Raw genomic sequence first — 25543 nt, 5'->3', positions numbered from 1 at the left:
TACCCCGCGGTCCTGTAGGAGCCGGCTTGCTGGCGAAGAAATGATAACGAGGTCCTTCAGAAACACCGCGTCGCCCCAATCGCCAGCAAGCCGGCTCCTACACAAACGCGCACCGTGTTGTGACGACAGATGTGGGACAATGCCCGCCACTTTCAGCCATACCCGAATCGACAACACCCATGACCGCCCCCCGCTCCCCCAAGCCTGCGCGCAAAAAGCCTGCCCCGAAGACCCCGGCCACGGCCGTCGCCCCGAAGGAAAAGGCCAGCCTGCATCCGCGCAATCGCCATCAGGGTCGATACGACTTTCCGGCGCTGATCAAAAGCACGCCAGAACTGAAGAAATTCGTGATCATCAATCCCTACGGCAAGGAGAGCATCGACTTCGCCAGCCCGGAAGCCGTGCGGGTGTTCAATCGGGCGCTGCTCAAGTCGTTCTATGGCATTGCCCACTGGGACATTCCGGCCGACTACCTGTGCCCACCGGTGCCAGGCCGTGCCGACTATGTGCACTTCCTCGCCGACCTGCTGGCCACCGGTAATGACGGCGTGATCCCCCGTGGCGCCGCCGTGAAGGTGCTGGATATCGGTATGGGCGCCAACTGCGTGTATCCGCTGATCGGCTACAGCGACTATCGCTGGCAGTTCCTCGGTTCCGATATCGACGCGACCGCCATCGCCGCAGCGAAGGCCATCGTTCAATCCAATGGCCTGAACAAGGCGATCCAGCTGCGCCAGCAGAGCAACCCCAAACAGATCCTCACCGGCCTGCTGGAGAGCGCAGAGCGGTTCGACCTGACCATGTGCAACCCGCCCTTCCATGCCTCACTGGAAGAGGCCACACGGGGTAGCACGCGCAAATGGCGAGCCCTGGGCAAAGCCGATCCGAAACGCAAGCTGCCGGTGTTGAACTTTGGCGGGCAGGCGGCGGAGTTGTGGTGTGAAGGCGGTGAAGTACGCTTCGTCACGCAACTGGTAAGCGAGAGCGTGCAGGTGGCGCAACAAGTGCTGTGGTTCAGCACGCTGGTATCGAAGGCGTCGAACCTGCCGGCGATCCAGACCGCCTTGAAAAAGGCCGGTGTGCTGGACAGTCGGGTGGTGGAAATGGGCCAGGGCCAAAAACAGAGCCGCTTCGTCGCCTGGACCTTCCAGACACAAGCGCAGCAACAAGCCTGGCGCCAGGCACGATGGTCGAAAGCTACAGCCGAATAAAAGCCAAACGTAAAAAAGCCGTGCCCGGATGAATTCTGGACACGGCTTTTAACAAACCTCATCGGTTAACAGTGGCGCTCGGTTCGTTAACCACTAACTGCCTGACAACTTTTCTGCAACATCGATAACAGCAAAACCTAGACATTTACATTCTGGAGTTTGTACGAACATTCTCTTTGAATGCACAGGCTCGTGCTTCTTTGCTATCGCAGTAATATTGACCAAGCCATTCCTCCCACGGCCCACGGGTATCAATACTTACTAGAGTTCCCTCTCGTTTGAATCTCATATCCAGATTACCGCCATTTCGCAGTTTGTAGCCACAACGCAGAACCTCACCGGCGACGGTGCCGCCCTCGGCTGCTACGCGAGGTGCGAATATCGCCGACTCGAACTCACCTACCAGCCCGCGCCCGGTTTGCGATACGCCGTACCATTGTCCGTCGCCACTTGCTGTCGGGGCTATATACGTACCGACTCCAAACTCCTTGATGTCAGCTGGACTTGGGCAGTACTCGGTAACATTTGCCAAAGCCTGGCCGGACACCAGAACCGATATACACATCAACAACTCTTTAACTCTCATAAAAACGTCCCTGTAACCAATAACTGAAATTTGATTTTGGCTATTTACCGCAAAGCCAAGTGCTACGCCTATTGATGGTACCGACCCAAGGCGCACACTCAACTAGCAGTTGTGTAGGAGTTTTCGTTTTAATAGAGAGAAAAGTGCTACTCAGTGCAAACAGCTATCCCTATCAGGTGCACAAGTAACAACTGCTTTCAAACAAAGTGAACATTCCAACAATTTATCTTGCATAAACTGTTTCCAGCGCCCACAAAAAAACCGTGCCCGGATCGCTCCGGCGCACGGTTTTTTTTAACAAGTCTTACTTGTTAACAGCGTCGGTCAGGCCTTTGGCCACAACCAGCTTGATCACTTTCTTGGCAGCGATTTCGATGGCAGCGCCAGTCGAAGGGTTACGGCCGGTACGGGCAGGGCGCTCAGTCACTTTCAGTTTGCCGATACCTGGCAGAGTGATTTCGCCGCCGTTTTCCAGCTGATCGGCAACGATTTGGCCCAGTTGGTCCAGAGCGTTACGCGCGGTGGTTTTCGGCGCGTCGATAGCTTCAGCGATGTCGGCGATCAGTTGGTCTTTAGTAAGAGCCATTTAGTGTTCCTTCCCTATCAAATTCATATGGATTGCAGAGTGCAATGTCAGCCATCGAGCCCGATCTTTTGGATCCGGCACCCTCGGCCAAATAACCTCGGGATCGGGGTTATAGATACCGAAATCAGGGTTTGGTTCGACCTGACAAATGCTGACTGCACGCTTAACGCAGTGACTTCGCGCAAGACCGGGCAAAGCTAGCACACAGACGTGGAAATATCCGCCTCTAGCTACCCATTTGGTCAGCTTTATTGCGCTAAAACAGGAAAAAAACGCATAAGCGCCGTCGGTCGCCTGCCAATTGCCCTTCACACAGCGCCAAAACCAGTGGTTGCGGTACACTGAGCGCTTTTCGGGGGAGCACGCCCTCCTCTCTTCATTCAGCCGAGAAGCCCATGCCGATCCGTCATTGCATCGTCCACCTGATCGACAAAAAACCCGACGGCACACCTGCAGTTCTCCACGCCCGTGACTCTGAACTGGCCGAGTCCGCAGCCATCGAGAACATGCTCGCCGACCTCAACGAAAGCTATAACGCCAAACAGGGCAAAGCCTGGGGCCTGTTCCATCCGGAATCCGGCGCGTTCCCCTTCAGCGGCTGGCTGAAGGAGTACCTCGATGGCGGCCGGGATTTCACGGCGTTCAGCCGCGTGGCGGTCGAGCATCTGCAAAAACTGATGGAAGAGTCGAACCTGTCGGTCGGTGGCCACGTGCTGTTCGCCCACTACCAGCAAGGCATGACCGACTACCTGGCCATCGCCCTGCTGCACCACAGCGAAGGCGTGGCCGTGACCGATGAGCTGGACGTGACCCCGTCCCGTCACCTGGACCTGGGCCAATTGCACCTGGCGGCGCGGATCAACGTGTCCGAATGGCAGAACAACAAACAATCCAAGCAGTACATTTCGTTCATCAAAGGCAAGAATGGGAAAAAGGTTTCGGAGTATTTCCGCGACTTCATCGGCTGCCAGGAAGGCGTCGACGGGCCGGGTGAAACCCGCACCCTGCTCAAGGCCTTCAGCGACTTCGTTGAAAGCGAAGACCTGCCCGAAGACGACGCCCGCGAGAAGACCAAGACCCTGGTGGATTACGCCAGCAGCCAGGCCAAGCTCGGGGAACCGATGGGCCTGGAAGAACTGTCGGGGCTGATCGACGAAGAACGCCCGAAGGCCTTCTACGATCACATCCGCAACAAGGATTACGGCCTGTCGCCGGAGATCCCCGCCGATAAACGCACCCTGAACCAGTTCCGCCGATTCACCGGCCGAGCCGAAGGCCTGTCGATCAGTTTCGAAGCACACCTTTTGGGCTCGAAGATCGAGTACGACGAAGAAGCCGGCACGTTGATCATCAAGGGCCTGCCCACTTCGCTCACCGATCAGCTGAAGCGTCGCAACTGATGTTGGGCGGCGTGCTGAAAAAATGCCTGTTGATCTTGCTGGTGGTCGTGGCCTACCAGAACTGGGGCAAGATCGAGCGGGTGTTCAATCCATCGCAAGTGGTGTCTGAGCAGACGCAGACCCAGGCCAACGTCGTGCTCTACGCCACCGAATGGTGTGGTTACTGCAAGCTGACCCGGCGCTTTCTCGATCAGAAAGGCATTCCGTACAAGGAGTTCGATATCGAGAAAGATGCCGTCGCACGCAAGGACTATGAGGCCCTCGGCGGGGGCGGGATTCCGATCATCGATGTGAACGGAACCCTGATACGCGGATATGACCCGGATGCGATTCTGGCAGCGTTGAAGTAACTTCTCGGCGCGCAACCTCCCTTGTAGGAGCTGGCTTGCCTGCGATGACGGTGGATCAGTCGACAAAACTGCAGACTGACAAACCGCAATCGCTGGCAAGCCAGCTCCTACAGTGCCGGTGTGTGTGTGTGTGTGTGTAGCGGGACTTACTGCACTTCAATCCGGAAACCAAACCGCGGGAAGTGCACATGCACCACACCGCCACGCTCGTCCTCTCGCCGTACAATCAGCTCCTCGCGGCCGGCAAACAACAACTCGCCCGCCACCGGATCAACGCCATAGTCCGTGGCCGCGATGACCACCTGCTGACCCGCCGTGAACCCGTTGGGATCGACGAACTGCTCATCCGGCAAGGCCGCTGGCGTGGACGCGCGCGCCACTGCCAGAGCCTCCTCGGAACTCATCTCGCTGGACGCACCATGACCGAAGCCCAGTACTCGCGCATGCCATGCGGCAACTGCCGGGTACGCATCCACCAATGGCGCCGTGACGGGCGTGGCCTTGAGGAACCAGAGGCAATGAGCCAGGGCGAAGTCGGCAATCGAAGGCTCACCGAACAGGAAATCCCCCTCTTCTCGCTGCAGTTGCAACTCCAGGCGCGACATGATCGTCGGCCACTGATGCTTCGCCTGTTCGGTGGACAGTTTTGTCGCACTACCTCCACTGAACAAACCGGCACGGTCGGCCAAAAACGCCTTGATCGCTTCCTGCGGTAAATGACCGAAACGCACGGCAATCGATTCCGGCTGGAACACCAGGCTCACCGCATGCTGGAACACCACCGAATCAGCCCAGGCGGCAAACGACGCGGCGATCATTTCCTGACCTTCCGGGAAGAACGCCGGCAGGGCTTTCTCCTGTTCCAGTCGCCGGGCGATCAATGCGGTGTCGCAATAGATATCGGCACCGACCTGCAGCACCGGTGTCTTGCGGTAGCCACCGGTCAATGCCGTGAGATCCGGTTTCGGCATCACTGGCGAGATCTTCACCGAACGCCAGGACAAGCCCTTGAAGCCCAGTAACAGGCGGGCCTTCTCGGCAAAGGGGGACGTCGGGTAATGATGCAGAATCAACTCGGACATGCTCGGCTCCGCCGCAAGGATCAGGAGTCCGCAGCTTAGCGCGCAATCACCTGGCAGCCTACAGATCTGCCTGATGGGAACCAATCAGTCAGAGTGATAAGCCCGGGGCTGCGTTCGCTGCGCTCGCCACCAGGCATTCCTTGGCGCTCTTCTTGAGTTTTTTGATCAACCGCTCCTGGCGCAATGCATCGCTTTTATCGCGGCAGCGTTCGGTGTAGACAAGGGCCATGGCCGGGCTGGAAAGAAAGAATCGTGCGCCCTTGCCGCTTTGATGCTTGGCGAAACGACGCACGGGATCATCGCTGATCCCGCAATAGAGCGAACCGTTGGCCGCGCGAACGAGGTAGACGAACCAGGTTTTGCTCGCAGGAATTGCGGCGTCGGCAGGGCTTTCGCTGAGGCTGGTCACGTAACGATCAGGGCTTGATGGAATACAAGCCGCGATCTTATCAGCGACTGGCCTGGAATGCCTTCAGACCCTTCAATGCCTGGGCGCGCACGGCGCTCTTCACCAGTGGCGTCCAGCCCAACAGCAGGCCCTTGAAACCCAGCGCCTGACGCGCCCAGGTCCATAGATTGAAACTGTCGTGATGCTCGCAGATCTTGCCGTCACGGAAAACAAATCGCGCCTGGATATCGTTGACCACGGTGTTGCCGGTCTGGCTGAACAGGTAAGTCGCGACCCAATGGGCACCACCGGTGTGCTCGTCGGCACGAACATGATCAAAGGTCAGGGAAAAGTCCTTGGCCCGAGTGGTCAGCATGCGCCACATGTCACCGGCATCGCGCCCGCGAAGCTCGCCGAACGCCGGGTCACTGAACACCACATCATCGGTGTAGCAGGCCGCCATGGCTTCGGCATCCAGGCGTTGGAAAGCCTGGTAGAAACGGGTGATCAAGGCGCTATGGGCTTCACTCATTTACGGGTTCCCCTGATTATGCACAATAGCTACGAAAGATTGGCCTGCACGATAACCCTCAAATGCACCGAACACTATTGGCATTCATAATGAAAATAACGTGATGCCCGTTCTCGTCATTTCAGTACGACATTCCGCTATCCCGGGCGTAAGTAAAAAGATCAACGTTGGTGGAAATACCCAGCCGGTGCATGGCCATGCTTTTCTGTTTACTGATGGTCGACACGCTGCGTTTGAAATGACTGGCGATTTCGCTGACGGTCATCCCGCTGGCGAGCATGCGAACCACTTCATGCTCTTTGGCCGACAGTGGCGATTCGTGTAGCTGATTGCGGGTATTGACCAGCAATGTGCGCAGTGACCCACTGAGGTAGCGATGCCCGTTTTTCACTTTATTGATCGCCAAGGGCAACTCAGTCGCCGATGCGGTTTTGGCGACGATGGCCATTACCCCTTTATCCAACGCCGCCCTTGCCGTGGCCACACTGGTAAACATCGTCACCAGAATGATCGGCAAGCCGGGGTATTCACGTTGAATCGTACCCAACATTTTCAATCCGTCGGCCTGTTTCCCTCCCGGCATGGAGAAGTCAGTGATCAGCAGATCGCAGGGCGTACTTGAAAGAAGTTTCATCAGGCTGTCTGCACTGTCCGCCTCACCGACGATCACACATTGCCTGCTGGCGTTGATGAGTATGCGCAGCCCGACACGAACGACAGAATGGTCGTCAGCAATAACGACTCGCATTGTGGGATACCTCCTGTTGGTAGGGAGAAAGCGCGGAAAATAGCGCCGTTATTCCTACTTCCACAACACCTCCGATAATATTCCAGCTCCGCCTCCTCAATGTATTCAAAGGGATTTCCCTTTGCCCATTTAACAATCAGATGCTTCCTACGCCGCAGCGCAAAAGAGACTACACAGCAAAACTACAAACCATAGAAAACGCTACGTAGTCCGCAATACTTATTCATACACGCCCCGCCGTCCTTTCGTATTAGTTGTATTCATTCCGCTGCGCCATCCCGCTAAATTTCCCCGCACCAAATAGTCCGTCGTACCTGCACAGAACTAAGTTCACTCACTGACAGGCTATCGACTGCATGAGTACGACACCATTAACAGCGCACTGGATTCGTACTTACGGAACCGGTGCGTTACTTGTATCCCGAGCCATGCCAAGCGTCTTTTATCCGGAATTTTCAATGAGAAACATCAAGACGACATTGTTGAAGCAAGTGCGCCGCCTGACCCATACGGGGATCGGCGCGTGCGCCCTGTTACTGACTGCACCGGCCTACGCCGACGGCATGGTGCCCGACACCTCCGTGGTCATCGTCAATGAAGCAACCGGCGAAACCGCCGTATCCGTGACCAACACCGATGCCAGCCTGGCACTGCTGCACATCACCATCGAAAACATTCCCGAAGATGCCGAGTCACTGGTGTTCGTGACGCCGCCACTGGCGCGCGTTGAAGCCTCCAAAACGCAATTGGTGCGTTTTATCCTGCAGTCGGAAAAACCCCTGCTCACACAGCGTTTGAAGCGGGTGATCTTTGAAGGCATCCCCCAGAACAAGCCGGCCGCCGAAGCCGGGCATGCCCGTGTGGGCGTGACGGTGCGCCAGAACCTGCCGATCATCCTTCACCCCGCAGGCCTGGCGCTCAACCGCACACCGTGGACCGATCTGAAATGGTCGCTGCAGGATGGTCAACTGACCGTACGCAACGAAACACCTTATGTCGTGCGACTGGCTCAGGAAGTACAACTGCTGCCCTCCGGCAACGCTGCGATGCTCCCGCGGACCTACGTACTGCCCGGTGACCAGATCAGCGTTGCGGTTTCTGCAAAGGCTGCCGCCCAGGTTCGAATTCATCCGGCGACCGTCTATGGCTTTGCGGTGCCAGCCTATGACGCACCGCTCGCCCTCTAGCCAGCATCCATAGCGCCCTGCATAGAAAGGCAGGCGTCGAGTTCTCAACGTGACGGCCAACTTTGCCGTCGCCACATGTGTGACGGGAACCGTAGCGGATCGCGCCGGCACCCGGACAGAACCCAAGTGAACCTCATGAACACCGTATTGAAATACCGTGATGGCAAAGCCATGCCTGCGATTCGGTCGGCCAGCACGTACCCTTATCCGTCGCGAGTCCGGACCGGCATGGTTTTGCTGCTGGGCAACGTGCTGACAGGGCTCCAGGCCAATGCGAAAGACGTCAATGCAGCTGCGTTGCCTGCTTCGTTCGACCAGAAAATGCTGAGTCAACGCGGTATCGATCCCAGTCTCGCAACCCAACTGCTGGCCGCACCGAACTTCACCGCTGGCCGACACCCGATCACCCTCACGGTCAATGGCCTGCGCCGTGGCCGGGTCGACGTCACGTTCAACCGGGAGGGCGACCTGTGCCTTGACCGCGCCCTGCTCGATGCGGCGAACCTGAGCGAGCCATCGGTTCCGGCCAACGACAAAGGCTGTTTCGATGTACTCGCCACCTGGCCGCAAGCCCGAATCGAACAGGACCCGGCCAACCTCGGCCTGTCCCTGATCGTGCCCACCCAGGGGATACGTCCGGTGGTCCGGGATATCTCCGGTTATCAAACCGGCGGTGTTGCCGGGCTGTTCAACTACGACGTCAATAGCCTTCACAGCCAATACGGCGATCAATCGAACCGCTACCTCTCGGCCAATACCGAAGTCGGTTTCAATGCCGGAGACTGGATTGTGCGCAGTCGTCAGGTGCATACCTGGAATAACGATGAGTCGCGTAGCGCTCACCTGGCAGCTTACGCCCAGCGCACTTTTGCCAGCCATGAGACTGTGTTTCAAGCAGGCCAGATCAATCTCTACAACCCGGTACTTTCCGGTGCGCAGATCACCGGCGTGCAGGTCATGACCGAGCAGGCGCTCCAGGTCGAAGGCCGAGGCAATCCCATCGAAGGGATAGCCCGCAGCCAGGCCCGGATCGAAATTCGTCAGAAGGGTTCGCTGATCCACTCGACAGTGGTGCCGGCAGGACCGTTTTCCCTGAGTGATGTGCGTCGGCTCGACAGTCGCTCCGATGTTGAAGTCACCGTCAAGGAAGCGGATGGCAGCGAGCAACGCTTCACGGTCCCTGTCGCCATGCTCGGTATTGGCCTGCCAACGCCCGGCTTTTCCCTGGCCGCCGGCCAGGTACGCAATCTCGGCGGAGCACAGAGCGACGAACCCTGGGTGATCAGCGGTGGCTGGAGCGCAGCACTCAACCCTGATGTCCTGCTCAGCACCGGCGCCACGGGCGCCGCCGACTACCGCGCCGCGGGCGCCGGCCTGAGCGTGCTGCCAGGGCCCGCCACACAGATCCAGACCACCCTGCAAGCGGCCGATACGAGTACCCGCCAGGCCGGCAGAGGGCTTCAGGCCGACCTGAATGTTTCGCAGCGCCTGGGTGAGCAGTGGTCGATCACTGCCGGAACCTCGCACCGGACCTTCGGCTATCACGAACTGTCCGAAGCGGTGTTCGATACTCAATCAGAACGCAGCCAGTCGCGTTACCGCGATCAGCAGAGCCTGTCGCTGGCCTGGTCACATCCCGGGTTTGGCGCGTTCAGCAGCGGCCTCAATCACTCAACGACATTCGACGGACAAAACAGCAGCCGCGCCCTGGCGTCCTGGGGCACGCAGATCGGCGGCGTATCGGTGTCGGCCAGCGCGCAATGGCAAGTCAGCGGCACCCAACGCAACGACGACAGCGTTTACCTGAGCTTGAGCATTCCACTGGGTGAAAGTCGCCGGGCGCGCACCTGGCTACGCAGTTCCGCTGGCGAATACCGCAGCGGTGTCGGCTTGAACGAACAGGTCAACGACCAGCTGAGTTACCGGGTCGGTGTCGAGCACGACACACGAGACAAACAAGTGCAGTCCTCGGCGGGGGTTTCCCTGCTGCCGCGCTACAGCCAACTGGACTTGAACTACACCCGCTCCGATGCCGAACGCTCCAGCTACCAGGTGGGCGCCCGTGGCGGCGTCGTGCTGCACGGCGACGGCCTGACGTTATCGCCATACGCCGTACGGGACACCTTCGCGCTGCTCTCGGTTGGCGACGAAAGCGCGATCAAGGTCTCGACCCCCAGCGGTCCGGTCTGGACTGACTGGCAAGGTCACGCCGTGGTTCCTCAATTAAGCGCCTATGGCCGCAGTCCGGTAGAAGTCGACACCCGCTCGCTGCCACGCAACCTCGATATCAACAACGGACTGGCCGTGGTTACCGCCGGGCGTGGAGCCGTCGACAAAGTCCACTTCGGCGTCGCGTTGACTCGACGAGCCCTGCTCAAAGTCACCACGGACAACGGTCTACCCCTGCCCCGTGGCGCGACGGTCAGCACCGCAAACGGTGAGTTCGTCACGCTCGCCCAGGAAGGCGGACTGGTGTTCCTCCCCAACGCCCTCGACACCCCTGACCTGTGGATAACCGCACCGGGGCTCGAGCGTTGCGAACTGCGTTTCGAACTGCCGGCCAAGGCCAATGCCCAGGTGTATTACGAGACCGCCGCCGCCCAGTGCAGGGCCCTTTGAGGATGACCCCCATGAAGCTTTCCCACCCGCTGCTGTTGGTACTCGGCACCTTGATGTCGAACGCACTTGCGCCACAGGCCTGGGCGTTCGCCGATGAGTGCCAACTCACCCTGAGTCAGCCGGACGTTGACTTCGGCGTCGTGAATCGGGCGCTTCACACCCCTGCCTCCCAGGAGCTGACCCTGGGAGTGCAGCGGTTGAGCCTGAACCTGAGCTGCAGCCAACCCGCTGACATGACCCTGTTCTACCGCGCCATCGCCGCCGCGACCGCCGAGCGCTTTCGCTTTGCCGAACACGGCAGCTATGCCCTGCGCATGAGTGAGGCCCAGCTCGATGGGCAAGCAGTGGACCTGGGCCTGATTTCCGCCGTCGGCCAAGTACCCGAAGAAACCGCTCCGAGTCTGCTTTGGCGACCACAGCAAGCACTGGTTCCGGTTCGGGGCGGTGTGGCGGTGCAAGGTCAAAGCCTGTCGGCGCAACTGGAACTGACGGCCTGGGCGCAGGAAAAAGCCTTGCAGGTACGTGATGCCGTGGTCTGGGAAGCCAGCGGTCTGTTCGACGCGGTCGCTATGGGCCGCTCAAGGGAAATAACCCTGCGCGCCAGTTTCGCGCCCACCGCGTGCAACGTGGAATTGTCCAATGGTGGCCAGGTGGATTTCGACCAGCTATCGAAAAACGATCTGAACCCCGACAAGAGCACCCGGCTGCCTCCCAAGGATCTAACCCTGCGGGTTGACTGCGATGCCCCTGCGAAATTTGCCCTGGTCATGCATGACAACCGCCCAGGCACGGCAACGGTCAACAGCGAGATTTACTACGGGCTGAACTTGGATAACCACGGCAACAAGATTGGCCTGTACTCGTTGAATGTCGATCCCGCCAACGCCAGCGCGGACAGTTTTGCCCGCGTGTACCGGACCGACTCCACCACCCAGGGCGCGGCCTGGAGCAGCTCCAGCTCGAACCCCATACCGATCGCCGGGAAAAGCTACCTGGGCTTTACCGACAGTGCCGCCAGCACCGCCGGCCCGGCCTGGATCCAGAACCTCACCACCACGGTGACGGTCGATGCCGTCATCGCCCCCACCACAAGCCTGGACCTGAGCACCGCCGTTCACCTCGACGGCTCAGGGACGATCGAAATTCTTTACCCGTAACACCCATCCGACCTTGTGGAATACGCGGTGCAATCTCGCGCCCCGGGCCATTCAAGGTCAACAACAGCAAGGAAGTTTCACCGATGAAAAAGTACTTCGCAGCACTCACCACAACAGCACTGATCAGTGCTGCACCTTTTGCTCTCGCAGCGTCGAGCACCGATCTGACGGTTACAGGCATCATCACGCCAGTCGCTTGCACGCCCTCCTTCACCGGCGGCGGTGACATTGAAATCGGCAAGATCTCGTCAGGAGACCTTAACCAAGACATCAATACGCTGGTAGGGTCCGATCCGATTCAACTGGTCGTAAACTGTGATGCTGCGACCAAGTTCGCACTGAATCCAATTGACAATCAACCCGGCACATCAATTGGTGACTGGTTTGGCCTTGGTCTGACCCCTGACGACGAAAAGTTGGGCTTCTTTTTCCCCAAAGTCGTGCAAGTCAAAGAAGGGGCAACTGCGCTGGACGCAATCAAATCAAACGACGGCGGAACAACCTGGGTGAAAGCAGGCGACGCTCAAGCGGGATGGCTTCTGTCCGTTGCCGCTACAGGCGGCAGCGCACCGATTGATGCAAAAGATGTCACCTTTGATTTTGAGATCGACACCTACATTGCCCCAGCCAAAGAGCTGACCCTGAAGACAGACGTCACCATTGATGGCTCCGCGACGTTCGAAGTGAAATACCTCTAAGTACCAAGGTGCTGAACCATTCGTTACTTGAATGAACGGGTGGTTCAGCACCTATACCTTCTTCTCAAAAAGGAATTTAACGATGAAGCGTATCCCTATGACCGTGACTGTCGCGCTAATGGTGAGCGCGGCGACTTGCGCCCTGGCGGCGTCTACCGTGGACCTGACAGTCAACGGCCTCATCACTCCGGTCGCCTGCACCCCGATCTTTTCCAACAACGGTCTTGTCGACTACGGAAAAATCTCCCGGCAGGACCTGAACGTCGACAAAAGGACGCAACTGCGTGACGAGTCCCTCGACCTCAACATCAGCTGCAACACAGCTGCCCGTTTTGCATTGAAAATGCGCGACAACCGCGAAGGCTCGGCCATCGTCAACAGTGAGATCTACTATGGCCTGAACTACGACCGAAGCGGCAACAGGATCGGTCTGCATTCGCTGTACTTCGATCCCGCCAGCACCATAGTGGACGCTGTGCCGCAGGTGTATCGAACCGACTCCACCACTGGAGGGCGGGCGTGGAGTTCATCCAGGTCCAGCCGCATACCGATCGCCGCCAGAAGCTATCTGGGCTTCACCGATGTGGCGGGCAGCACCGCCGGTCCCGTCGCGATCCGGAACCTGAGCAGTCGGGTCACTCTCGTCACCATCATTGCCCCCACCTCGACGCTGGACCTGAGTGACGATGCAATACTCGACGGTTCCGCGACCCTGGAGATTGTCTATTTATAGGCGTGCGTCACGGCTGAATTTTCTCACTGTCGACTTGCACATACAGCGCTCGTCCGGCACCCAGTCCGGCGATGATCGCACCCAGGCCGATAACGCCGAAGATCCAGCCCACCGCCGTCCAGCCGCCGGTCCAGTCATGCACGATACCGACTGCGAACGGCCCCATGGACGCCAACGTGTAACCGAAGCCCTGGGCCATGCTCGACAGGTTCGCCGCGACATGAGAGTCCCGCGAGCGCAGCACGATCAGGGTCAATGCCAGACTGAACGTGGCACCCTGTCCCAACCCCAGCACGATCGCCCAGCCCCACAAGCCGTCGATCGGCGCATACAGACAACCGAACAGACCAGCGAGGGTCAGCGCCATCACGATCACGATCGCCGGGCGCTGATCCTTGCCGCGTGTCGCCAGCCATGGCGCGGCCAGGGAGCTGACCAGTTGCACGATTACCGATCCCGACAGCACCAGGCCGGCCTGGGTCGGGCTCAGCCCGCGACCGATCAGGATCGACGGCAACCAGCCGAACACGATGTAGGCCAGGGACGATTGCAGGCCCATGTACAGGGTCACCTGCCAGGCCAGCGGGTCACGCAATAATCCGCGCACGCGGTAGGCGACGTTGTGCGAACCGTGCTTCTGGCCGACTTGCGGCAACCAGAACAGCGCGGCGACCAATGCCGGAATGACCCAGAAGCCCAGGCCCAGCGCCCAGCTTTTATCGAAATGCTCACTGAGCGGCACGGTCGCACCCGCCGCCATTGCCGCGCCCAGGCACAGGGCCATGGTGTAGACGCCGGTCATGGTCCCGGCCTGTTTCGGGAAATCGCGCTTGACGATGCCTGGCAGCAACACGCCGATCACGCCGATGCTGGCACCGGCGAGCACGCTGCCGGCAAACAGGCCGATCTCACCGAACGAACTGCGCAGGATAATCCCGCCCGCCAGGGTCAGCAGAATGCCCAGCACCACCCGCTCGGCACCGAAACGACGCGCCAGCACCGGCGCCAATGGCGCAAACAGGCCGAGGCAAAGCACCGGCAGCGTCGTCAGCAAACCGGCCTGCGATGCAGACAAGCCAAGGGACTTCGACACTTCACTGAGCATCGGCGCCATGCTCGACAGCGCCGGACGCAAGTTCAGCGCCACCAGAACCAGGCCCAGCAGCAACAGCCACGGCCGGCGTAGAACCGGGTGGGTTTGCTGGACCTGTTCGTCATCGGCTTCGGCGTCGATCAGCAGTTCTTCCAGCTCGGCCGAACGTTTCGGGGCTGTGGATAGATCACTGCGCGGCATCGGCTTATCGGTTTCAAGGTTCATTGATCAACTGCCTCGACAGGGATTTGGCCCGCTCAGGGTCGCGTTGTTCGACGGCATCGAGCAATTCGATGTGCAGGTCGAACACTTCCTGACGGCGCGGGACGATGCTCAGGGTCTGGCGCAACTGCGCGCCGACGATGCTGGAGAAATAGCGATACAACTCGCTGAGGGTCGGATTGTGCGCGGCGTCCACCAACCGGCGGTGGAACACCAGATCGCAGGCGATGTAGGTATCGAGATCGCCATGGTAGTGGCTGCCGCTGACACCCAGGGCCTCGCGCAATGCCACCAGGTCTTCATCGGTGCGGCGCAGGGCTGCCAGGCCGATGGCCTCGACTTCAAGGATGTGCCGGGTTTCCCGGGCCTGCTCAAGGGAGCAACGGGACAGCGCCTTCAAGGTATCGAGCGGATCGACCACCGCCCGCAGATAACTGCCGTCACCCTGACGGATTTCGATCAACCCGGAAAACGCCAGCACGCGCATGGCTTCGCGCACGGTGTTGCGGCTGATGCCCAGCTCGGCGGACAGCTCGGGTTCGGTGGGCAACCGCTGGCCCACGGTCCAGACACCCTGGTTGATGCGCTGGCGCAGTTGATCCAGGGCCTGATCGACCAGGGATCGTTTTACCAGTGGAGAGATTTCAGACATGGAGTTCGCCCTTTCATCCAATCATAGGATGAATTTTCTGACATGTTAGTCAGCTAACGGCCACCACACAACCCCCGTGTAGGAGCTGGCTTGCCAGCGAAAGCGGTGGATCATTCACTGGAGATGCCGAATGGGAAATCGCCATCGCTGGCAAGCCAGCTCCTACAGGGGCGGTAGGTGGTGTATCCGTTCCATGGGCAGGAATCGCAGGCAAAAATAAACCCGGAACTCGGTCCGGGTTTATTTCAGCGCCAGGGTTCGATCAATGCAGAATCTGGCTCAGGAACAGCTTGGTACGCTCATTCTGCGGGTTGTCGAAGAAGTCGTTCGGCGCAGCCTGTTCGACGATTTCGCCCTTGTCCATGAAGATGACGCGGTTGGCCACGGTGCGGGCGAAGCCCATTTCGTGGGTTACGCAGAGCATGGTCATGCCGTCTTCGGCCAGGCCGATCATGGTGTCGAGCACTTCCTTCACCATCTCCGGGTCGAGCGCCGAAGTCGGTTCGTCGAACAACATGATTTTCGGTTTCATGCACAGCGCGCGGGCGATCGCCACACGCTGTTGCTGACCGCCGGACAGTTGCCCCGGGTACTTGTGCGCCTGCTCCGGAATGCGTACGCGTTCCAGGTAGTGCATGGCGATTTCCTCGGCCTTGCGCTTGGGCATCTTGCGCACCCACATCGGTGCCAGCGTGCAGTTCTGCAGGATGGTCAGGTGCGGGAACAGGTTGAAGTGCTGGAACACCATGCCGACTTCACGGCGGATCGCTTCGATCTGCTTGAGGTCGTTGGTCAGTTCCACGCCATCGACCACGATGCGGCCCTGCTGGTGCTCTTCCAGACGGTTGAGGCAGCGGATGGTGGTGGACTTGCCCGAACCCGATGGGCCACACAGGACGATACGCTCGCCCTGCTTGACGTTGAGGTTGATGTCTTTCAACACGTGGAACTGGCCGTACCACTTGTTCACGCCCTGCATCTGAATAATGCCTTCAGGGCTCACAGGCTTTTTATTTGCTTCGCTCATAAAAGAACTTCCTAAATTAGGTACGGCGCTTCAGCGCTTGTGGCCTGTGTCGAGCTTGCGTTCCAGATGCATGGAATAGCGCGACATACCAAAACAGAAAATCCAGAACACCAGGGCGGCGAACACATAGCCTTCGGTGGCCATGCCCAGCCATTTCGGGTCGGCGGCGGCTTGCTTGACGCTGTTGAGCAGGTCGAACAGGCCGATGATGATCACCAGGCTCGTGTCCTTGAACAGCGCAATGAAGGTGTTGACGATGCCCGGGATCACCAGCTTCAGGGCTTGCGGCAGAATCACCAGGCCCATGCTGCGCCAGTAGCCCAGGCCCATTGCCGCCGCCGCTTCGTACTGACCTTTGGGAATCGCTTGCAGACCACCACGCACCACCTCGGCCACATAGGCCGACTGGAACAGGATCACGCCGATCAGGGCCCGCAGCAGCTTGTCGAAGTTCATGCCTTCAGGCAGGAACAGCGGCAGCATCACCGAGGACATGAACAGCACCGTGATCAACGGCACGCCGCGCCAGAATTCGATGAAGGTCACGCAGACCACGCGAATCGCCGGCATGTTCGACCGACGGCCCAGCGCCAGGACAATCCCCAGCGGCAGCGCACCGGCGATGCCGACGGTGGCGATCACCAGGGTCAGCATCAGGCCGCCCCACTGGCTGGTCGCCACGGCGTCCAGACCCAATACGCCGCCATGCAGCAGACACCAGGCAATGATCGGGTACAGCACCAGGAAGCTCAGCCCGTACACCGCCTTGTGATGAAAGCGCGAGATGAACAACGGCGCCACGCCGACAATCGCCAGCCACACCGTCAGGTCCACGCGCCAGCGCAATACCGGCGGGTAGTAGCCGTACATGAACTGGCCGAACCGCTGCTGGATGAACACCCAGCAGGCGCCTTCCTTGGTGCAGTCGGCGCGGGTCGTGCCGACCCAGTTGGCGTCGAGGATGGCCCACTGCAGGATCGGCGGCACCACCAGGTAGATGAGGTAGAACGCAAACAGGGTCAGCAGGCTGTTCAGCCAGCTGGAGAACATGTTCGCGCGCATCCACGCCACCACACCGATGCTGCTGCTCGGTGGAGGCATGTCAGGTTTGAAAGTATGAGTGCTCATGCGCTTTTCCTTACCGCTCGATCAGCGCAATGCGCTTGTTGTACCAGTTCATCAGCAGGGAAATGCTGATACTGATCGCCAGATACACGCTCATGGTGATCGCAATCACCTCGATCGCCTGGCCGGTCTGGTTGAGCACGGTCCCGGCGAACAGCGAGACCATTTCCGGATAACCGATACCGGCCGCCAGCGAGGAGTTCTTCGCCAGGTTCAGGTATTGGCTGGTCAGCGGCGGGATGATCACGCGCAGGGCTTGCGGGATGATCACCTTGCGCAAGGTCGGGCCGTTGCGCAGGCCGAGGGAATGCGCCGCCTCGGTCTGGCCGTGGCTGACCGACTTGATGCCCGAACGGACGATCTCGGCGATGAACGCCGCGGTGTACACCGTGAGGGCCAGGGTCAACGCCAGCAGTTCCGGGATCAGCACCCAGCCACCGACGAAGTTGAAGCCTTGCAGCTTCGGCATTTCCCAATGAACCGGTGCGCCGAAGACCAATGCGCACAGTGCCGGGATCACCAGGAACAGCGCCAGGCCGACCCAGAACTTGTGGAACGGCACACCGGTCGCTTCGAAGCGTTTGGTCGCCCAGCGATTCATCAGCACGATGGCGACGATGGCCACCACGATGCTGATCACAAATGGCCAGAAACCGTCCGCCATCAACGCCGCCGGCATGTTCAGGCCACGGCTGCTGACAAAGAAGGTGTCGCCGAAGTTATGGCTGTTGCGCGGCCCCGGCATGGTCAGGAATACCGCGAAGTACCAGAACAGGATCTGCAGCAGCGGCGGAATGTTGCGGAAGACTTCCACGTACACCGTCGCCAGCTTGGCGATGATCCAGTTCTTCGACAGCCGCGCCACACCGACGATGAAACCGAGGATCGTCGCCAGGATCACGCCGATGAAAGTCACCAGCAAGGTATTGAGCAGACCGATGACAAACACCCGGGCGTAAGTGTCCGCTTCGGTGTAGTCGATCAGGTGTTGAGCGATGCCGAAACCGGCACTGCGCTCCAGAAAGTCGAAACCGGAGGTAATGCCCCGGTGTTGCAGGTTGGTCTGGGTGTTATCGAACAGATACCAGCCCATCGAGACCACCGCGACAATGGTGATGATCTGGAATAGCCACGCACGCACTTTCGGATCGCTGAGGCTGAGCCTCTGCTTTGGTGCGCCGATTGAATTTTGCATGAAGTGCCCCGGAAATAATGGAACAGAACATCACCCGGTGGTTGGCCCACCGGGTGACAGAACCATCAGCGCACTGGTGGTGCGTATTGAATGCCGCCAGCGTTCCACAGAGCGTTCAGCCCGCGGTCGATTTCCAGCGGGGTGTCCTTGCCGAGGTTTTTCTCGAACACTTCGCCGTAGTTGCCTACTTGCTTGATGATCTGCACGACCCAGTCTTTCTTCACTTTCAGGTCTTTGCCGTATTCACCGTCGGTACCCAGCAGACGGGCAACGTCAGGGTTCTTGGTGCCCTTGGCTTCGGCTTCGACGTTCTTCGAAGTGATGCCGGCTTCTTCAGCGTTGAGCATGGCGTAGCCAGTCCAGCGCACGATGGCCAGCCACTCGTCGTCGCCATTACGCACGACCGGGCCCAGAGGTTCCTTGGAAATGGTTTCCGGCAGAACCACGTAATCCTTCGGCGAAGCCAGCTTGCTGCGCTGGGCGAACAGCTGGGACTTGTCGGAGGTCAGTACGTCGCAACGACCGGATTCCAGCGACTTGGCGCTTTCATCGGAGGTGTCGAAAGTGATCGGGGTGTACTTCAGGCCGTTGCCGCGGAAGTAGTCGGAAACGTTCAGCTCGGTGGTGGTACCGGCCTGGATGCAGATGGTTGCACCGTCCAGTTCCTTGGCGCTCTTCACGCCCAGCTTGTTGTTTACCAGGAAGCCGATGCCGTCGTAGTAAGTGATGAAGCCAGGGAATTTCAGACCCATGCCAGCGTCACGGGAGCTGGTCATGGTGGTGTTGCGCGACAGGATGTCGATTTCGCCGGACTGCAGCGCGGTGAAGCGCTCCTTGGCGTTCAACTGGCTGAACTTGACCTTGGTCGCGTCGCCGAAGACAGCGGCCGCTACTGCACGGCAGTAGTCAGCATCGATACCGACGATCTTGCCGGTGGAATCCGGAACCGAGAAGCCTGGCAGACCATCGCTGACGCCACACTGCACGAAACCTTTCTTCATCACTGCATCCAGGGTTGCACCCGCCTGGGCAAACCCGCTGACACCGAGTACTGCGGCTGCAGTCACGATAGCCAGGGTGGATTTCAACATCTTCATTCAAACCTCCAGTTTTGCTCTTGTTGTGTCGGAGCGTGAGTCCTGTCGCACCCTTATGAGGCGTAGTCGACCCGAGTTGGCTTGTTTTGGGGTCAACCGACGTAAGACGTTAGCTATGAGTCTAGTAGGAGAAAATCCACATCATGGAAAACTCACTCTCACCAGTCGGCCGAACGGGCTGTAGCCCTTTCACGTTCGCGAAGCCCCGTAGCGGCCCTTGGCGAACATCCATCACCGGATTTTTTTCAATCCCACTAATAACCTTGGCCTGATAGTGTTACCGACAGACGTGGGATTTTTCATACAGACTTCGCCATAGCAAAGCCCGTACCACACCGCTCTCCGAAGCGGTTCAGCTGCAGGTCAATAGCAAAACTTGTAACCTTGCGACATCTTCGTAACTGATCAACCAGACACGCACACAGCCCTCGCACTCAATGAGAGCGCACGCACATTTTTGGAGCAGCCATGACCAACCCCTTGATTCTTGAACCCGTCAAGACCGCAGACGCCTGCGTTATCTGGCTGCATGGCCTGGGTGCCGACCGCTATGACTTCCTGCCGGTGGCCGAAGCGCTGCAGGAAAGCCTGCTGAGTACCCGCTTCGTTTTGCCCCAGGCACCGACCCGCGCCGTCACCATCAACGGCGGCTACGAGATGCCGAGCTGGTACGACATATTGGCCATGAGCCCGGCGCGCGCGATCAATCGCGAACAACTCGAAGAGTCGGCCAACTGGATCATCGAACTGATCGAAGCCCAGAAGGCCATCGGAATAGACGCCTCGCGGATTTTCCTGGCAGGCTTTTCCCAGGGCGGTGCGGTGGTATTCCACACGGCGTTTGTGAAATGGCAGGGACCACTGGGTGGCGTAGTTGCCCTTTCTACTTATGCACCGACCTTCAGCGACGAACTGGAACTGTCCGCCAGCCAGCAGCGAATTCCGGCGCTGTCGATGCACGGCCAGTACGACGATGTGGTGCAGAACTCGATGGGACGCAGTGCCTACGAGCATCTGAAGCGGCATGGTGTCACCGTGACATGGCAGGAATACCCAATGGGTCACGAAGTGTTACCCGAGGAAATTCGCGATATCGGCGCCTGGCTCACCGAGCGCCTGCGCTGAACACTGATGTTTAAAAACACCCTTTGATCCATCCCCCTACGCCGCGCCCGATTCTTGCATTACACTGGCCGGCGTACATTCCTTAACCAATTGATGAGATGACCGTGCTCAAAGCACTCAAGAAAATGTTCGGTAAAAGCGAGACTGAGCAACTCGCGCCAGTTCCCAGCGCTGCGTCTCACGCTCCCGGCCACCGCACCGACGGCAATCCGTCCGAACGGGCCACGACCACGACGGCACCCAGGCATGAGCCGAAGACCGCAAACGCTGTCCAGCCTGCGGCAGTGACAGCCCCAGAACAGCCGCTCAGCGAATCGCCGAAACCCGCCAAACCGCGCCGCGAACCCAAGCCCAAGGCGCCGGTCATCCCATGGAAACTCGAAGACTTCGTCGTCGAGCCTCAGGAAGGCAAAACCCGCTTCCACGATTTCAAGCTTGCCCCCGAACTGATGCACGCCATCCAGGACCTGGGCTTCCCGTATTGCACGCCGATCCAGGCCCAAGTGCTGGGTTTTACCCTCGCGGGCAAAGACGCCATCGGCCGCGCCCAGACCGGTACCGGCAAAACCGCTGCGTTCCTGGTCTCGATCATCACCCAGTTGCTGCAAACCCCGCCGCCGAAAGAGCGCTACATGGGTGAGCCGCGGGCGCTGATCATCGCGCCAACCCGCGAACTGGTGGTGCAGATCGCCAAGGACGCCGCCGACCTGACCAAGTACACCGGCCTCAACGTCATGACGTTCGTCGGCGGCATGGACTTCGACAAGCAGCTCAAGCATCTCGAAGCCCGTCACTGCGACATCCTCGTGGCCACGCCGGGCCGCCTGCTGGACTTCAACCAGCGCGGCGACGTGCACCTGGACATGGTCGAAGTGATGGTGCTGGACGAAGCCGACCGCATGCTCGACATGGGCTTCATCCCGCAAGTGCGCCAGATCATTCGCCAGACGCCGCCGAAATCCGAGCGCCAGACGCTGCTGTTCTCCGCGACCTTCACCGAAGACGTGATGAACCTGGCCAAGCAATGGACCACCGACCCGTCGATCGTCGAGATCGAGTCGCAGAACGTGGCCAACGAAAACGTCGAACAGCACATCTACGCGGTGGCCGGTGCCGACAAGTACAAACTGCTCTTCAACCTGGTCAACGACAACGGTTGGGAGCGGGTCATCGTCTTCGCCAACCGCAAGGATGAAGTGCGACGCATCGAAGAGCGCCTGGTACGTGACGGCATCAACGCCGCGCAACTGTCCGGCGACGTGCCGCAGCACAAGCGCATCAAGACCCTGGAAGGCTTCCGCGAAGGCAAGATCCGCGTGCTGGTCGCCACCGACGTGGCCGGTCGCGGCATCCACATCGACGGCATCAGTCACGTGATCAACTTCACCCTGCCGGAAGTGCCGGACGACTACGTGCACCGCATCGGGCGTACCGGTCGCGCTGGTGCCGATGGCGTGTCCATCAGTTTTGCCGGTGAAGACGACTCCTACCAGTTACCGTCCATCGAGGAAAAGCTGGGGCGCAAGATCAGCTGTGAAACGCCACCGACGCATCTGTTGCGGGCGGTTGAGCGCAAGCGTCCTCATTAAACGACGCTGAAAAGACAAGCGCAGCCGGAAACGGACTGCGCTTTTTTTTCGCCTGGATATTGTCTGACACAACTAAAAGTCCATAATAGACAAATTAGTTTACTTTCAATCCCGGAGCCGACCATGTCCAGCACGCCCCAAGTGATCACCCAGAACCAGGCTCGCGAGTTGCTGGCGCAAGTCGACGTACCGCAGATCCTGCGCAACATGTTCCGTGACCTGGCGTGCGGGCAGGCAGTGCAACCGTCGCAGCAACTGGTGGAGTTCCCACAGGGTGCCGGCGACTTCATCAACTACCTGGGTGTGTTGGCCGAAGACGGCGTGTACGGGATCAAGACTTCGCCCTACATCGTCCGTGAACAGGGGCCATTGGTGACCGCGTGGACGCTGCTGATGTCGACGCAGACCGGCCAGCCGCTGTTGCTGTGCGACGCCGGTGAACTGACTACCGCACGCACCGCCGCGACCACCGCAGTAGCGGTCGATGCCCTCGCGCCACCCACCGCCAATCGGCTTGCCATCATCGGCAGCGGCAAAGTGGCCCAGGCGCACCTGCATTACGTGAAAGGCCTGCGCGACTGGCAGAGCATCAGTCTGTACGCGCCGAACCTGAGCGATGATGCCGAGACCGCGAGCCTGCTGAAAAACATCGAGCCACGCCTGAACATCCTCGACAGTCGCGAAGCTGCCGTTGCGGACGCCGACGTGATCATGCTTTGCACCTCCTCCCCCGGCCCGGTGATCGACCCGTCTCACTTACACAAACCGGCGCTGATCACCTCCATCAGCACCAACGCCCCGCGTGCCCACGAGGTGCCGCCGCAAAGCCTCAACGACATGCACGTGTTCTGCGACTATCGCCTGACCACGCCGGGCTCGGCCGGCGAAATGCTGATCGCCGGCGAACAGCATGGCTGGGACAAGGGCGCGATTGTCGGCGACCTGCCGGACCTGATCAGTGGAAAAGTACAGCGCCCGGACTATGACCGACACGTGTTCTTCCGATCGATCGGCCTGGGCCTGGAAGACATTGCGCTGGCCAATGCGATCTATCGCCTGTCTCACTAACACCACAACCTCTGTAGGAGCTGGCTTGCCAGCGATGCAGACGCCGCGGTCCATCAGATAAACCGCAGCGATGCCATCGCCGGCAAGCCGGCTCCTACAGGAAAAACCAATAACAGGAGACATTCATGAGCCAGGCAGACTTCATCATCATCGGCGGCGGGATTGCCGGAGCTTCCACCGGTTTCTGGCTGTCGCAGCACAGCCGCGTGATCGTGCTCGAACGCGAATCCCATCCGGCCTATCACTCCACCGGACGCTCGGCGGCGCTGTACACCGCTGCCTACGGCACTCCGCAAGTGCGGGCATTGACCCTGGCCAGCCGCGACTTTTTCGACAACCCGCCCGTTGGCTTCTGCGAACACCCGCTGCTGACCCCGCGCGGCGAGATGACCGTGGATCTCACTGGCGATCCGGATGAACTGAACAGGCAATACCAAAGCGCGAAAGCCACCGTGCCGGAGATGCAATTGCTCGACGCCGACGAGGCCTGCGCGTTGGTGCCGATCCTGCGCCGGGAAAAAGTCCACGGCGCGATCTACGATCCGACGGCTACCGACATCGACACCGATGCCCTGCACCAAGGCTATCTGCGCGGTATCCGCCGCAACCAGGGCGAAGTGCATACCGACAGCGAGGTCGTCAGCCTGAGTCGCGACGACCAAGGCACATGGCACGTCCAGACCGGCACTCAGACCTTCAGCGCCCCGGTCATCATCAACGCCGCCGGCGCCTGGGCCGACAAGCTCGGTGAATTGGCCGGCGCGAAACCACTGGGCCTGCAACCGAAACGCCGTGCCGCGTTCATCTTCGCCGGCCCCGAAGGCGTGGACATCCACCATTGGCCGATGCTGGTCAGCCTCGACGAATCCTTCTACATGAAACCCGATGCCGGGATGTTCCTCGGCTCGCCGGCCAACGCCGACCCGGTGGAGCCCCACGACGTGCAGCCCGAAGAGCTGGACATCGCCATGGGCATCTACCAGATCGAAGAGGCCACGACCCTGACCATCCGCCGCCCGACCCGCACCTGGGCCGGCCTGCGCAGCTTTGTCAGCGACGGCGACCTGTTGTCGGGTTTCGATCCACGGGTACCTGGCCTGTTCTGGGTCGCGGCGCAAGGTGGTTACGGCATCCAGACTTCGCCGGCCATGGGCCAGGCCAGCGCTGCGCTGGTACGCGGTGAAGCGTTGCCCGAGTCGCTTGGCCGTTTCGGCCTGAATGCCGAAATGCTCTCCCCTGCCCGCCTCGGCTGATCCTGATCCTCAGGTGACGTGCCCATCCGATTACGGCACACTTTCAGTGCCCCTTTGATGGGGCGCTGACGCTGCCTGGAGTTCCACCGTATGAACGCCCCCGAAAAAGACCCGGCCCTGGACGACACGTCCCTGAATAACTTCCACGCGATCGCCGACGCCATCGCCACGTTGTTCTTTCCCCACGCCGAAGTGGTGCTGCATGACCTGCGCACGCAAAAGGTCGACTACATCGCCAACAACCTGTCCAAGCGGGTAATCGGCGACGACTCGGCGCTGGAAGACATGCTCAGCGAGGATGCCAGCGAACGAAACATCGGGCCGTACGAAAAGCTCAATTGGGATGGTCAGAAAATTCGCAGCCTCAGCACCGTTTTGCGCGACAGCGAGGGGCATCCGCTGGCGGTGCTGTGCATCAACCTGAATATTTCGTTGTTCGAGAATGCCAAGGCCGCCCTGGACCTTTTCCTGTCGCCGACCAAACTGATCCCGCAACCGGATGCACTGTTTCGCGATGACTGGCAGGAGCGGATCAACACCTTCCTCCACGCCTGGCTGCGCGAACGCCAGTTGAGCCTGAATCTGCTGACTCGCGACCACAAGCGGGAACTGGTGCTGGCGTTGCACGCCGAAGGCGCGTTCAAGGGCAAAAGCGCCTCGAACTACGTGGCCAATGTGCTGAACATGGGCCGGGCGACGGTGTACAAGCATTTGAAGGAATTGAAGGGCTGAAGATTTGCAGGGATTGTTCCGGCCTCATCGCGGGCAAGCCCGCTCCCACAGGGTACGGTGTACACCGATCCACTGTGGGAGCGGGCTT

Annotated in this window: 25 protein-coding genes; 13 read left to right on the top strand and 12 right to left on the bottom strand. The window is 59.7% G+C overall.

Going from position 1 to position 25543, the window contains the following annotated elements; genetic code table 11:
- Nucleotides 1-179: 179 nt before the first annotated feature.
- Nucleotides 180-1211: a 23S rRNA (adenine(1618)-N(6))-methyltransferase RlmF gene (gene rlmF, locus EI969_RS08165; RefSeq protein WP_160387021.1), complete on the top strand. Its 1032-nt coding sequence runs from the start codon at nt 180-182 to the stop codon at nt 1209-1211.
- A gap of 145 nt (nt 1212-1356) precedes the next feature.
- Here rlmF and EI969_RS08160 read toward each other — a convergent pair whose 3' ends face one another.
- A complete protein-coding gene (locus tag EI969_RS08160; protein ID WP_160387020.1) occupies nt 1357-1797 on the bottom strand; it encodes a DUF3757 domain-containing protein in 441 nt (146 codons plus the stop codon).
- A 304-nt stretch (nt 1798-2101) separates the two neighbouring features.
- Nucleotides 2102-2383 (bottom strand): HU family DNA-binding protein, encoded by a 282-nt coding sequence (locus EI969_RS08155; protein ID WP_007905514.1) that lies wholly within the window; start codon nt 2381-2383, stop codon nt 2102-2104.
- A 395-nt stretch (nt 2384-2778) separates the two neighbouring features.
- On the opposite strand from EI969_RS08155, the gene yejK reads away from it, so the two are divergent.
- A complete protein-coding gene (gene yejK, locus EI969_RS08150; protein WP_160387019.1) occupies nt 2779-3783 on the top strand; it encodes a nucleoid-associated protein YejK in 1005 nt (334 codons plus the stop codon).
- Nucleotides 3783-4133 (top strand): glutaredoxin family protein, encoded by a 351-nt coding sequence (locus EI969_RS08145; protein ID WP_160387018.1) that lies wholly within the window; start codon nt 3783-3785, stop codon nt 4131-4133. Before yejK ends, EI969_RS08145 begins: the two co-directional genes overlap by 1 nt.
- Nucleotides 4134-4279: 146 nt before the next feature.
- Here EI969_RS08145 and EI969_RS08140 read toward each other — a convergent pair whose 3' ends face one another.
- The 4 genes from EI969_RS08140 to EI969_RS08125 all read right to left on the bottom strand — a co-directional run bounded on the left by EI969_RS08140 (nt 4280) and on the right by EI969_RS08125 (nt 6883).
- On the bottom strand, nt 4280-5215 hold the full coding sequence (locus tag EI969_RS08140; protein WP_160387017.1) for a glutathione S-transferase family protein: 936 nt from the start codon (nt 5213-5215) through the stop codon (nt 4280-4282).
- A gap of 88 nt (nt 5216-5303) precedes the next feature.
- Nucleotides 5304-5624 (bottom strand): GIY-YIG nuclease family protein, encoded by a 321-nt coding sequence (locus tag EI969_RS08135; RefSeq protein ID WP_160387016.1) that lies wholly within the window; start codon nt 5622-5624, stop codon nt 5304-5306.
- A gap of 40 nt (nt 5625-5664) precedes the next feature.
- Nucleotides 5665-6135, bottom strand: a complete 471-nt coding sequence (locus EI969_RS08130) for a nuclear transport factor 2 family protein (protein ID WP_160387015.1) — start codon at nt 6133-6135, stop codon at nt 5665-5667.
- Between the two features lie 121 nt (nt 6136-6256).
- Nucleotides 6257-6883, bottom strand: coding sequence for a response regulator transcription factor (locus tag EI969_RS08125; protein WP_160387014.1), 627 nt, complete (start codon nt 6881-6883; stop codon nt 6257-6259).
- 458 nt (nt 6884-7341) lie between these two features.
- Between EI969_RS08125 and EI969_RS08120 the strand changes: the two genes are divergently transcribed.
- The 5 genes from EI969_RS08120 (at nt 7342) to EI969_RS08100 (ending at nt 13277) form a co-directional block, all read left to right on the top strand.
- Nucleotides 7342-8070, top strand: a complete 729-nt coding sequence (locus EI969_RS08120) for a fimbria/pilus chaperone family protein (RefSeq protein WP_160387013.1) — start codon at nt 7342-7344, stop codon at nt 8068-8070.
- 135 nt (nt 8071-8205) lie between these two features.
- Nucleotides 8206-10689 carry a fimbria/pilus outer membrane usher protein gene (locus EI969_RS08115; protein ID WP_160387012.1) on the top strand — a complete coding sequence of 828 codons (2484 nt, stop codon included), beginning with the start codon at nt 8206-8208 and terminating at the stop codon, nt 10687-10689.
- 11 nt (nt 10690-10700) lie between these two features.
- On the top strand, nt 10701-11846 hold the full coding sequence (locus EI969_RS08110; RefSeq protein WP_160387011.1) for a DUF1120 domain-containing protein: 1146 nt from the start codon (nt 10701-10703) through the stop codon (nt 11844-11846).
- 83 nt (nt 11847-11929) lie between these two features.
- The gene (locus EI969_RS08105; protein ID WP_160387010.1) at nt 11930-12544 is read left to right on the top strand and encodes a DUF1120 domain-containing protein; all 615 of its coding nucleotides are present in this window, start codon (nt 11930-11932) and stop codon (nt 12542-12544) included.
- Nucleotides 12545-12626: 82 nt separating this feature from the next.
- Nucleotides 12627-13277, top strand: coding sequence for a DUF1120 domain-containing protein (locus tag EI969_RS08100; RefSeq protein ID WP_160387009.1), 651 nt, complete (start codon nt 12627-12629; stop codon nt 13275-13277).
- Nucleotides 13278-13284: 7 nt separating this feature from the next.
- Here EI969_RS08100 and EI969_RS08095 read toward each other — a convergent pair whose 3' ends face one another.
- From EI969_RS08095 to EI969_RS08070, 6 genes are all read right to left on the bottom strand, one after another.
- The gene (locus EI969_RS08095) at nt 13285-14595 is read right to left on the bottom strand and encodes a CynX/NimT family MFS transporter (protein ID WP_160387008.1); all 1311 of its coding nucleotides are present in this window, start codon (nt 14593-14595) and stop codon (nt 13285-13287) included.
- Complete coding sequence (locus EI969_RS08090; protein WP_160387007.1) at nt 14585-15244, bottom strand: FadR/GntR family transcriptional regulator; 660 nt, start codon at nt 15242-15244, stop codon at nt 14585-14587. Before EI969_RS08090 ends, EI969_RS08095 begins: the two co-directional genes overlap by 11 nt.
- A 262-nt stretch (nt 15245-15506) precedes the next feature.
- Nucleotides 15507-16271, bottom strand: coding sequence for an amino acid ABC transporter ATP-binding protein (locus EI969_RS08085; protein WP_160387006.1), 765 nt, complete (start codon nt 16269-16271; stop codon nt 15507-15509).
- A gap of 30 nt (nt 16272-16301) precedes the next feature.
- Nucleotides 16302-17399, bottom strand: coding sequence for an amino acid ABC transporter permease (locus EI969_RS08080; protein WP_160387005.1), 1098 nt, complete (start codon nt 17397-17399; stop codon nt 16302-16304).
- Nucleotides 17400-17409: 10 nt separating this feature from the next.
- Nucleotides 17410-18591: an amino acid ABC transporter permease gene (locus EI969_RS08075; RefSeq protein WP_160387004.1), complete on the bottom strand. Its 1182-nt coding sequence runs from the start codon at nt 18589-18591 to the stop codon at nt 17410-17412.
- A gap of 65 nt (nt 18592-18656) precedes the next feature.
- Complete coding sequence (locus tag EI969_RS08070; protein WP_110657923.1) at nt 18657-19688, bottom strand: amino acid ABC transporter substrate-binding protein; 1032 nt, start codon at nt 19686-19688, stop codon at nt 18657-18659.
- 468 nt (nt 19689-20156) lie between these two features.
- On the opposite strand from EI969_RS08070, the gene EI969_RS08065 reads away from it, so the two are divergent.
- From EI969_RS08065 to EI969_RS08045, 5 genes are all read left to right on the top strand, one after another.
- Nucleotides 20157-20813 (top strand): alpha/beta hydrolase, encoded by a 657-nt coding sequence (locus tag EI969_RS08065; protein ID WP_160387003.1) that lies wholly within the window; start codon nt 20157-20159, stop codon nt 20811-20813.
- 98 nt (nt 20814-20911) lie between these two features.
- Entirely contained in the window at nt 20912-22402 is a 1491-nt protein-coding gene (gene rhlB / locus EI969_RS08060; RefSeq protein WP_160387002.1) for an ATP-dependent RNA helicase RhlB, read from the top strand.
- A gap of 123 nt (nt 22403-22525) precedes the next feature.
- The gene (locus tag EI969_RS08055) at nt 22526-23470 is read left to right on the top strand and encodes an ornithine cyclodeaminase family protein (RefSeq protein WP_160387001.1); all 945 of its coding nucleotides are present in this window, start codon (nt 22526-22528) and stop codon (nt 23468-23470) included.
- Nucleotides 23471-23595: 125 nt separating this feature from the next.
- Nucleotides 23596-24723 carry an FAD-binding oxidoreductase gene (locus EI969_RS08050; protein ID WP_160387000.1) on the top strand — a complete coding sequence of 376 codons (1128 nt, stop codon included), beginning with the start codon at nt 23596-23598 and terminating at the stop codon, nt 24721-24723.
- A 90-nt stretch (nt 24724-24813) separates the two neighbouring features.
- Nucleotides 24814-25455: a transcriptional regulator gene (locus EI969_RS08045; protein WP_160386999.1), complete on the top strand. Its 642-nt coding sequence runs from the start codon at nt 24814-24816 to the stop codon at nt 25453-25455.
- Nucleotides 25456-25543: the final 88 nt, after the last annotated feature.

The sequence above is a fragment of the Pseudomonas sp. PB101 genome (assembly GCF_009764265.1).
Classification (GTDB): Bacteria; Pseudomonadota; Gammaproteobacteria; order Pseudomonadales; family Pseudomonadaceae; genus Aquipseudomonas.
Note: the sequence above shows the minus strand (reverse complement) of the source record. Positions and strands in the feature narration are given on the sequence as shown.

Coding starts and splice junctions, on each gene's coding strand:
- rlmF (WP_160387021.1), top strand. CDS start 180: ATGACCGCCCCCCGCTCCCCCAAGCCTGCGCGCAAAAAGCCTGCCCCG.
- EI969_RS08160 (WP_160387020.1), bottom strand. CDS start 1,797: ATGAGAGTTAAAGAGTTGTTGATGTGTATATCGGTTCTGGTGTCCGGC.
- EI969_RS08155 (WP_007905514.1), bottom strand. CDS start 2,383: ATGGCTCTTACTAAAGACCAACTGATCGCCGACATCGCTGAAGCTATC.
- yejK (WP_160387019.1), top strand. CDS start 2,779: ATGCCGATCCGTCATTGCATCGTCCACCTGATCGACAAAAAACCCGAC.
- EI969_RS08145 (WP_160387018.1), top strand. CDS start 3,783: ATGTTGGGCGGCGTGCTGAAAAAATGCCTGTTGATCTTGCTGGTGGTC.
- EI969_RS08140 (WP_160387017.1), bottom strand. CDS start 5,215: ATGTCCGAGTTGATTCTGCATCATTACCCGACGTCCCCCTTTGCCGAG.
- EI969_RS08130 (WP_160387015.1), bottom strand. CDS start 6,135: ATGAGTGAAGCCCATAGCGCCTTGATCACCCGTTTCTACCAGGCTTTC.
- EI969_RS08125 (WP_160387014.1), bottom strand. CDS start 6,883: ATGCGAGTCGTTATTGCTGACGACCATTCTGTCGTTCGTGTCGGGCTG.
- EI969_RS08120 (WP_160387013.1), top strand. CDS start 7,342: ATGAGAAACATCAAGACGACATTGTTGAAGCAAGTGCGCCGCCTGACC.
- EI969_RS08115 (WP_160387012.1), top strand. CDS start 8,206: ATGAACACCGTATTGAAATACCGTGATGGCAAAGCCATGCCTGCGATT.
- EI969_RS08110 (WP_160387011.1), top strand. CDS start 10,701: ATGAAGCTTTCCCACCCGCTGCTGTTGGTACTCGGCACCTTGATGTCG.
- EI969_RS08105 (WP_160387010.1), top strand. CDS start 11,930: ATGAAAAAGTACTTCGCAGCACTCACCACAACAGCACTGATCAGTGCT.
- EI969_RS08100 (WP_160387009.1), top strand. CDS start 12,627: ATGAAGCGTATCCCTATGACCGTGACTGTCGCGCTAATGGTGAGCGCG.
- EI969_RS08095 (WP_160387008.1), bottom strand. CDS start 14,595: ATGAACCTTGAAACCGATAAGCCGATGCCGCGCAGTGATCTATCCACA.
- EI969_RS08090 (WP_160387007.1), bottom strand. CDS start 15,244: ATGTCTGAAATCTCTCCACTGGTAAAACGATCCCTGGTCGATCAGGCC.
- EI969_RS08085 (WP_160387006.1), bottom strand. CDS start 16,271: ATGAGCGAAGCAAATAAAAAGCCTGTGAGCCCTGAAGGCATTATTCAG.
- EI969_RS08080 (WP_160387005.1), bottom strand. CDS start 17,399: ATGAGCACTCATACTTTCAAACCTGACATGCCTCCACCGAGCAGCAGC.
- EI969_RS08075 (WP_160387004.1), bottom strand. CDS start 18,591: ATGCAAAATTCAATCGGCGCACCAAAGCAGAGGCTCAGCCTCAGCGAT.
- EI969_RS08070 (WP_110657923.1), bottom strand. CDS start 19,688: ATGAAGATGTTGAAATCCACCCTGGCTATCGTGACTGCAGCCGCAGTA.
- EI969_RS08065 (WP_160387003.1), top strand. CDS start 20,157: ATGACCAACCCCTTGATTCTTGAACCCGTCAAGACCGCAGACGCCTGC.
- rhlB (WP_160387002.1), top strand. CDS start 20,912: ATGACCGTGCTCAAAGCACTCAAGAAAATGTTCGGTAAAAGCGAGACT.
- EI969_RS08055 (WP_160387001.1), top strand. CDS start 22,526: ATGTCCAGCACGCCCCAAGTGATCACCCAGAACCAGGCTCGCGAGTTG.
- EI969_RS08050 (WP_160387000.1), top strand. CDS start 23,596: ATGAGCCAGGCAGACTTCATCATCATCGGCGGCGGGATTGCCGGAGCT.
- EI969_RS08045 (WP_160386999.1), top strand. CDS start 24,814: ATGAACGCCCCCGAAAAAGACCCGGCCCTGGACGACACGTCCCTGAAT.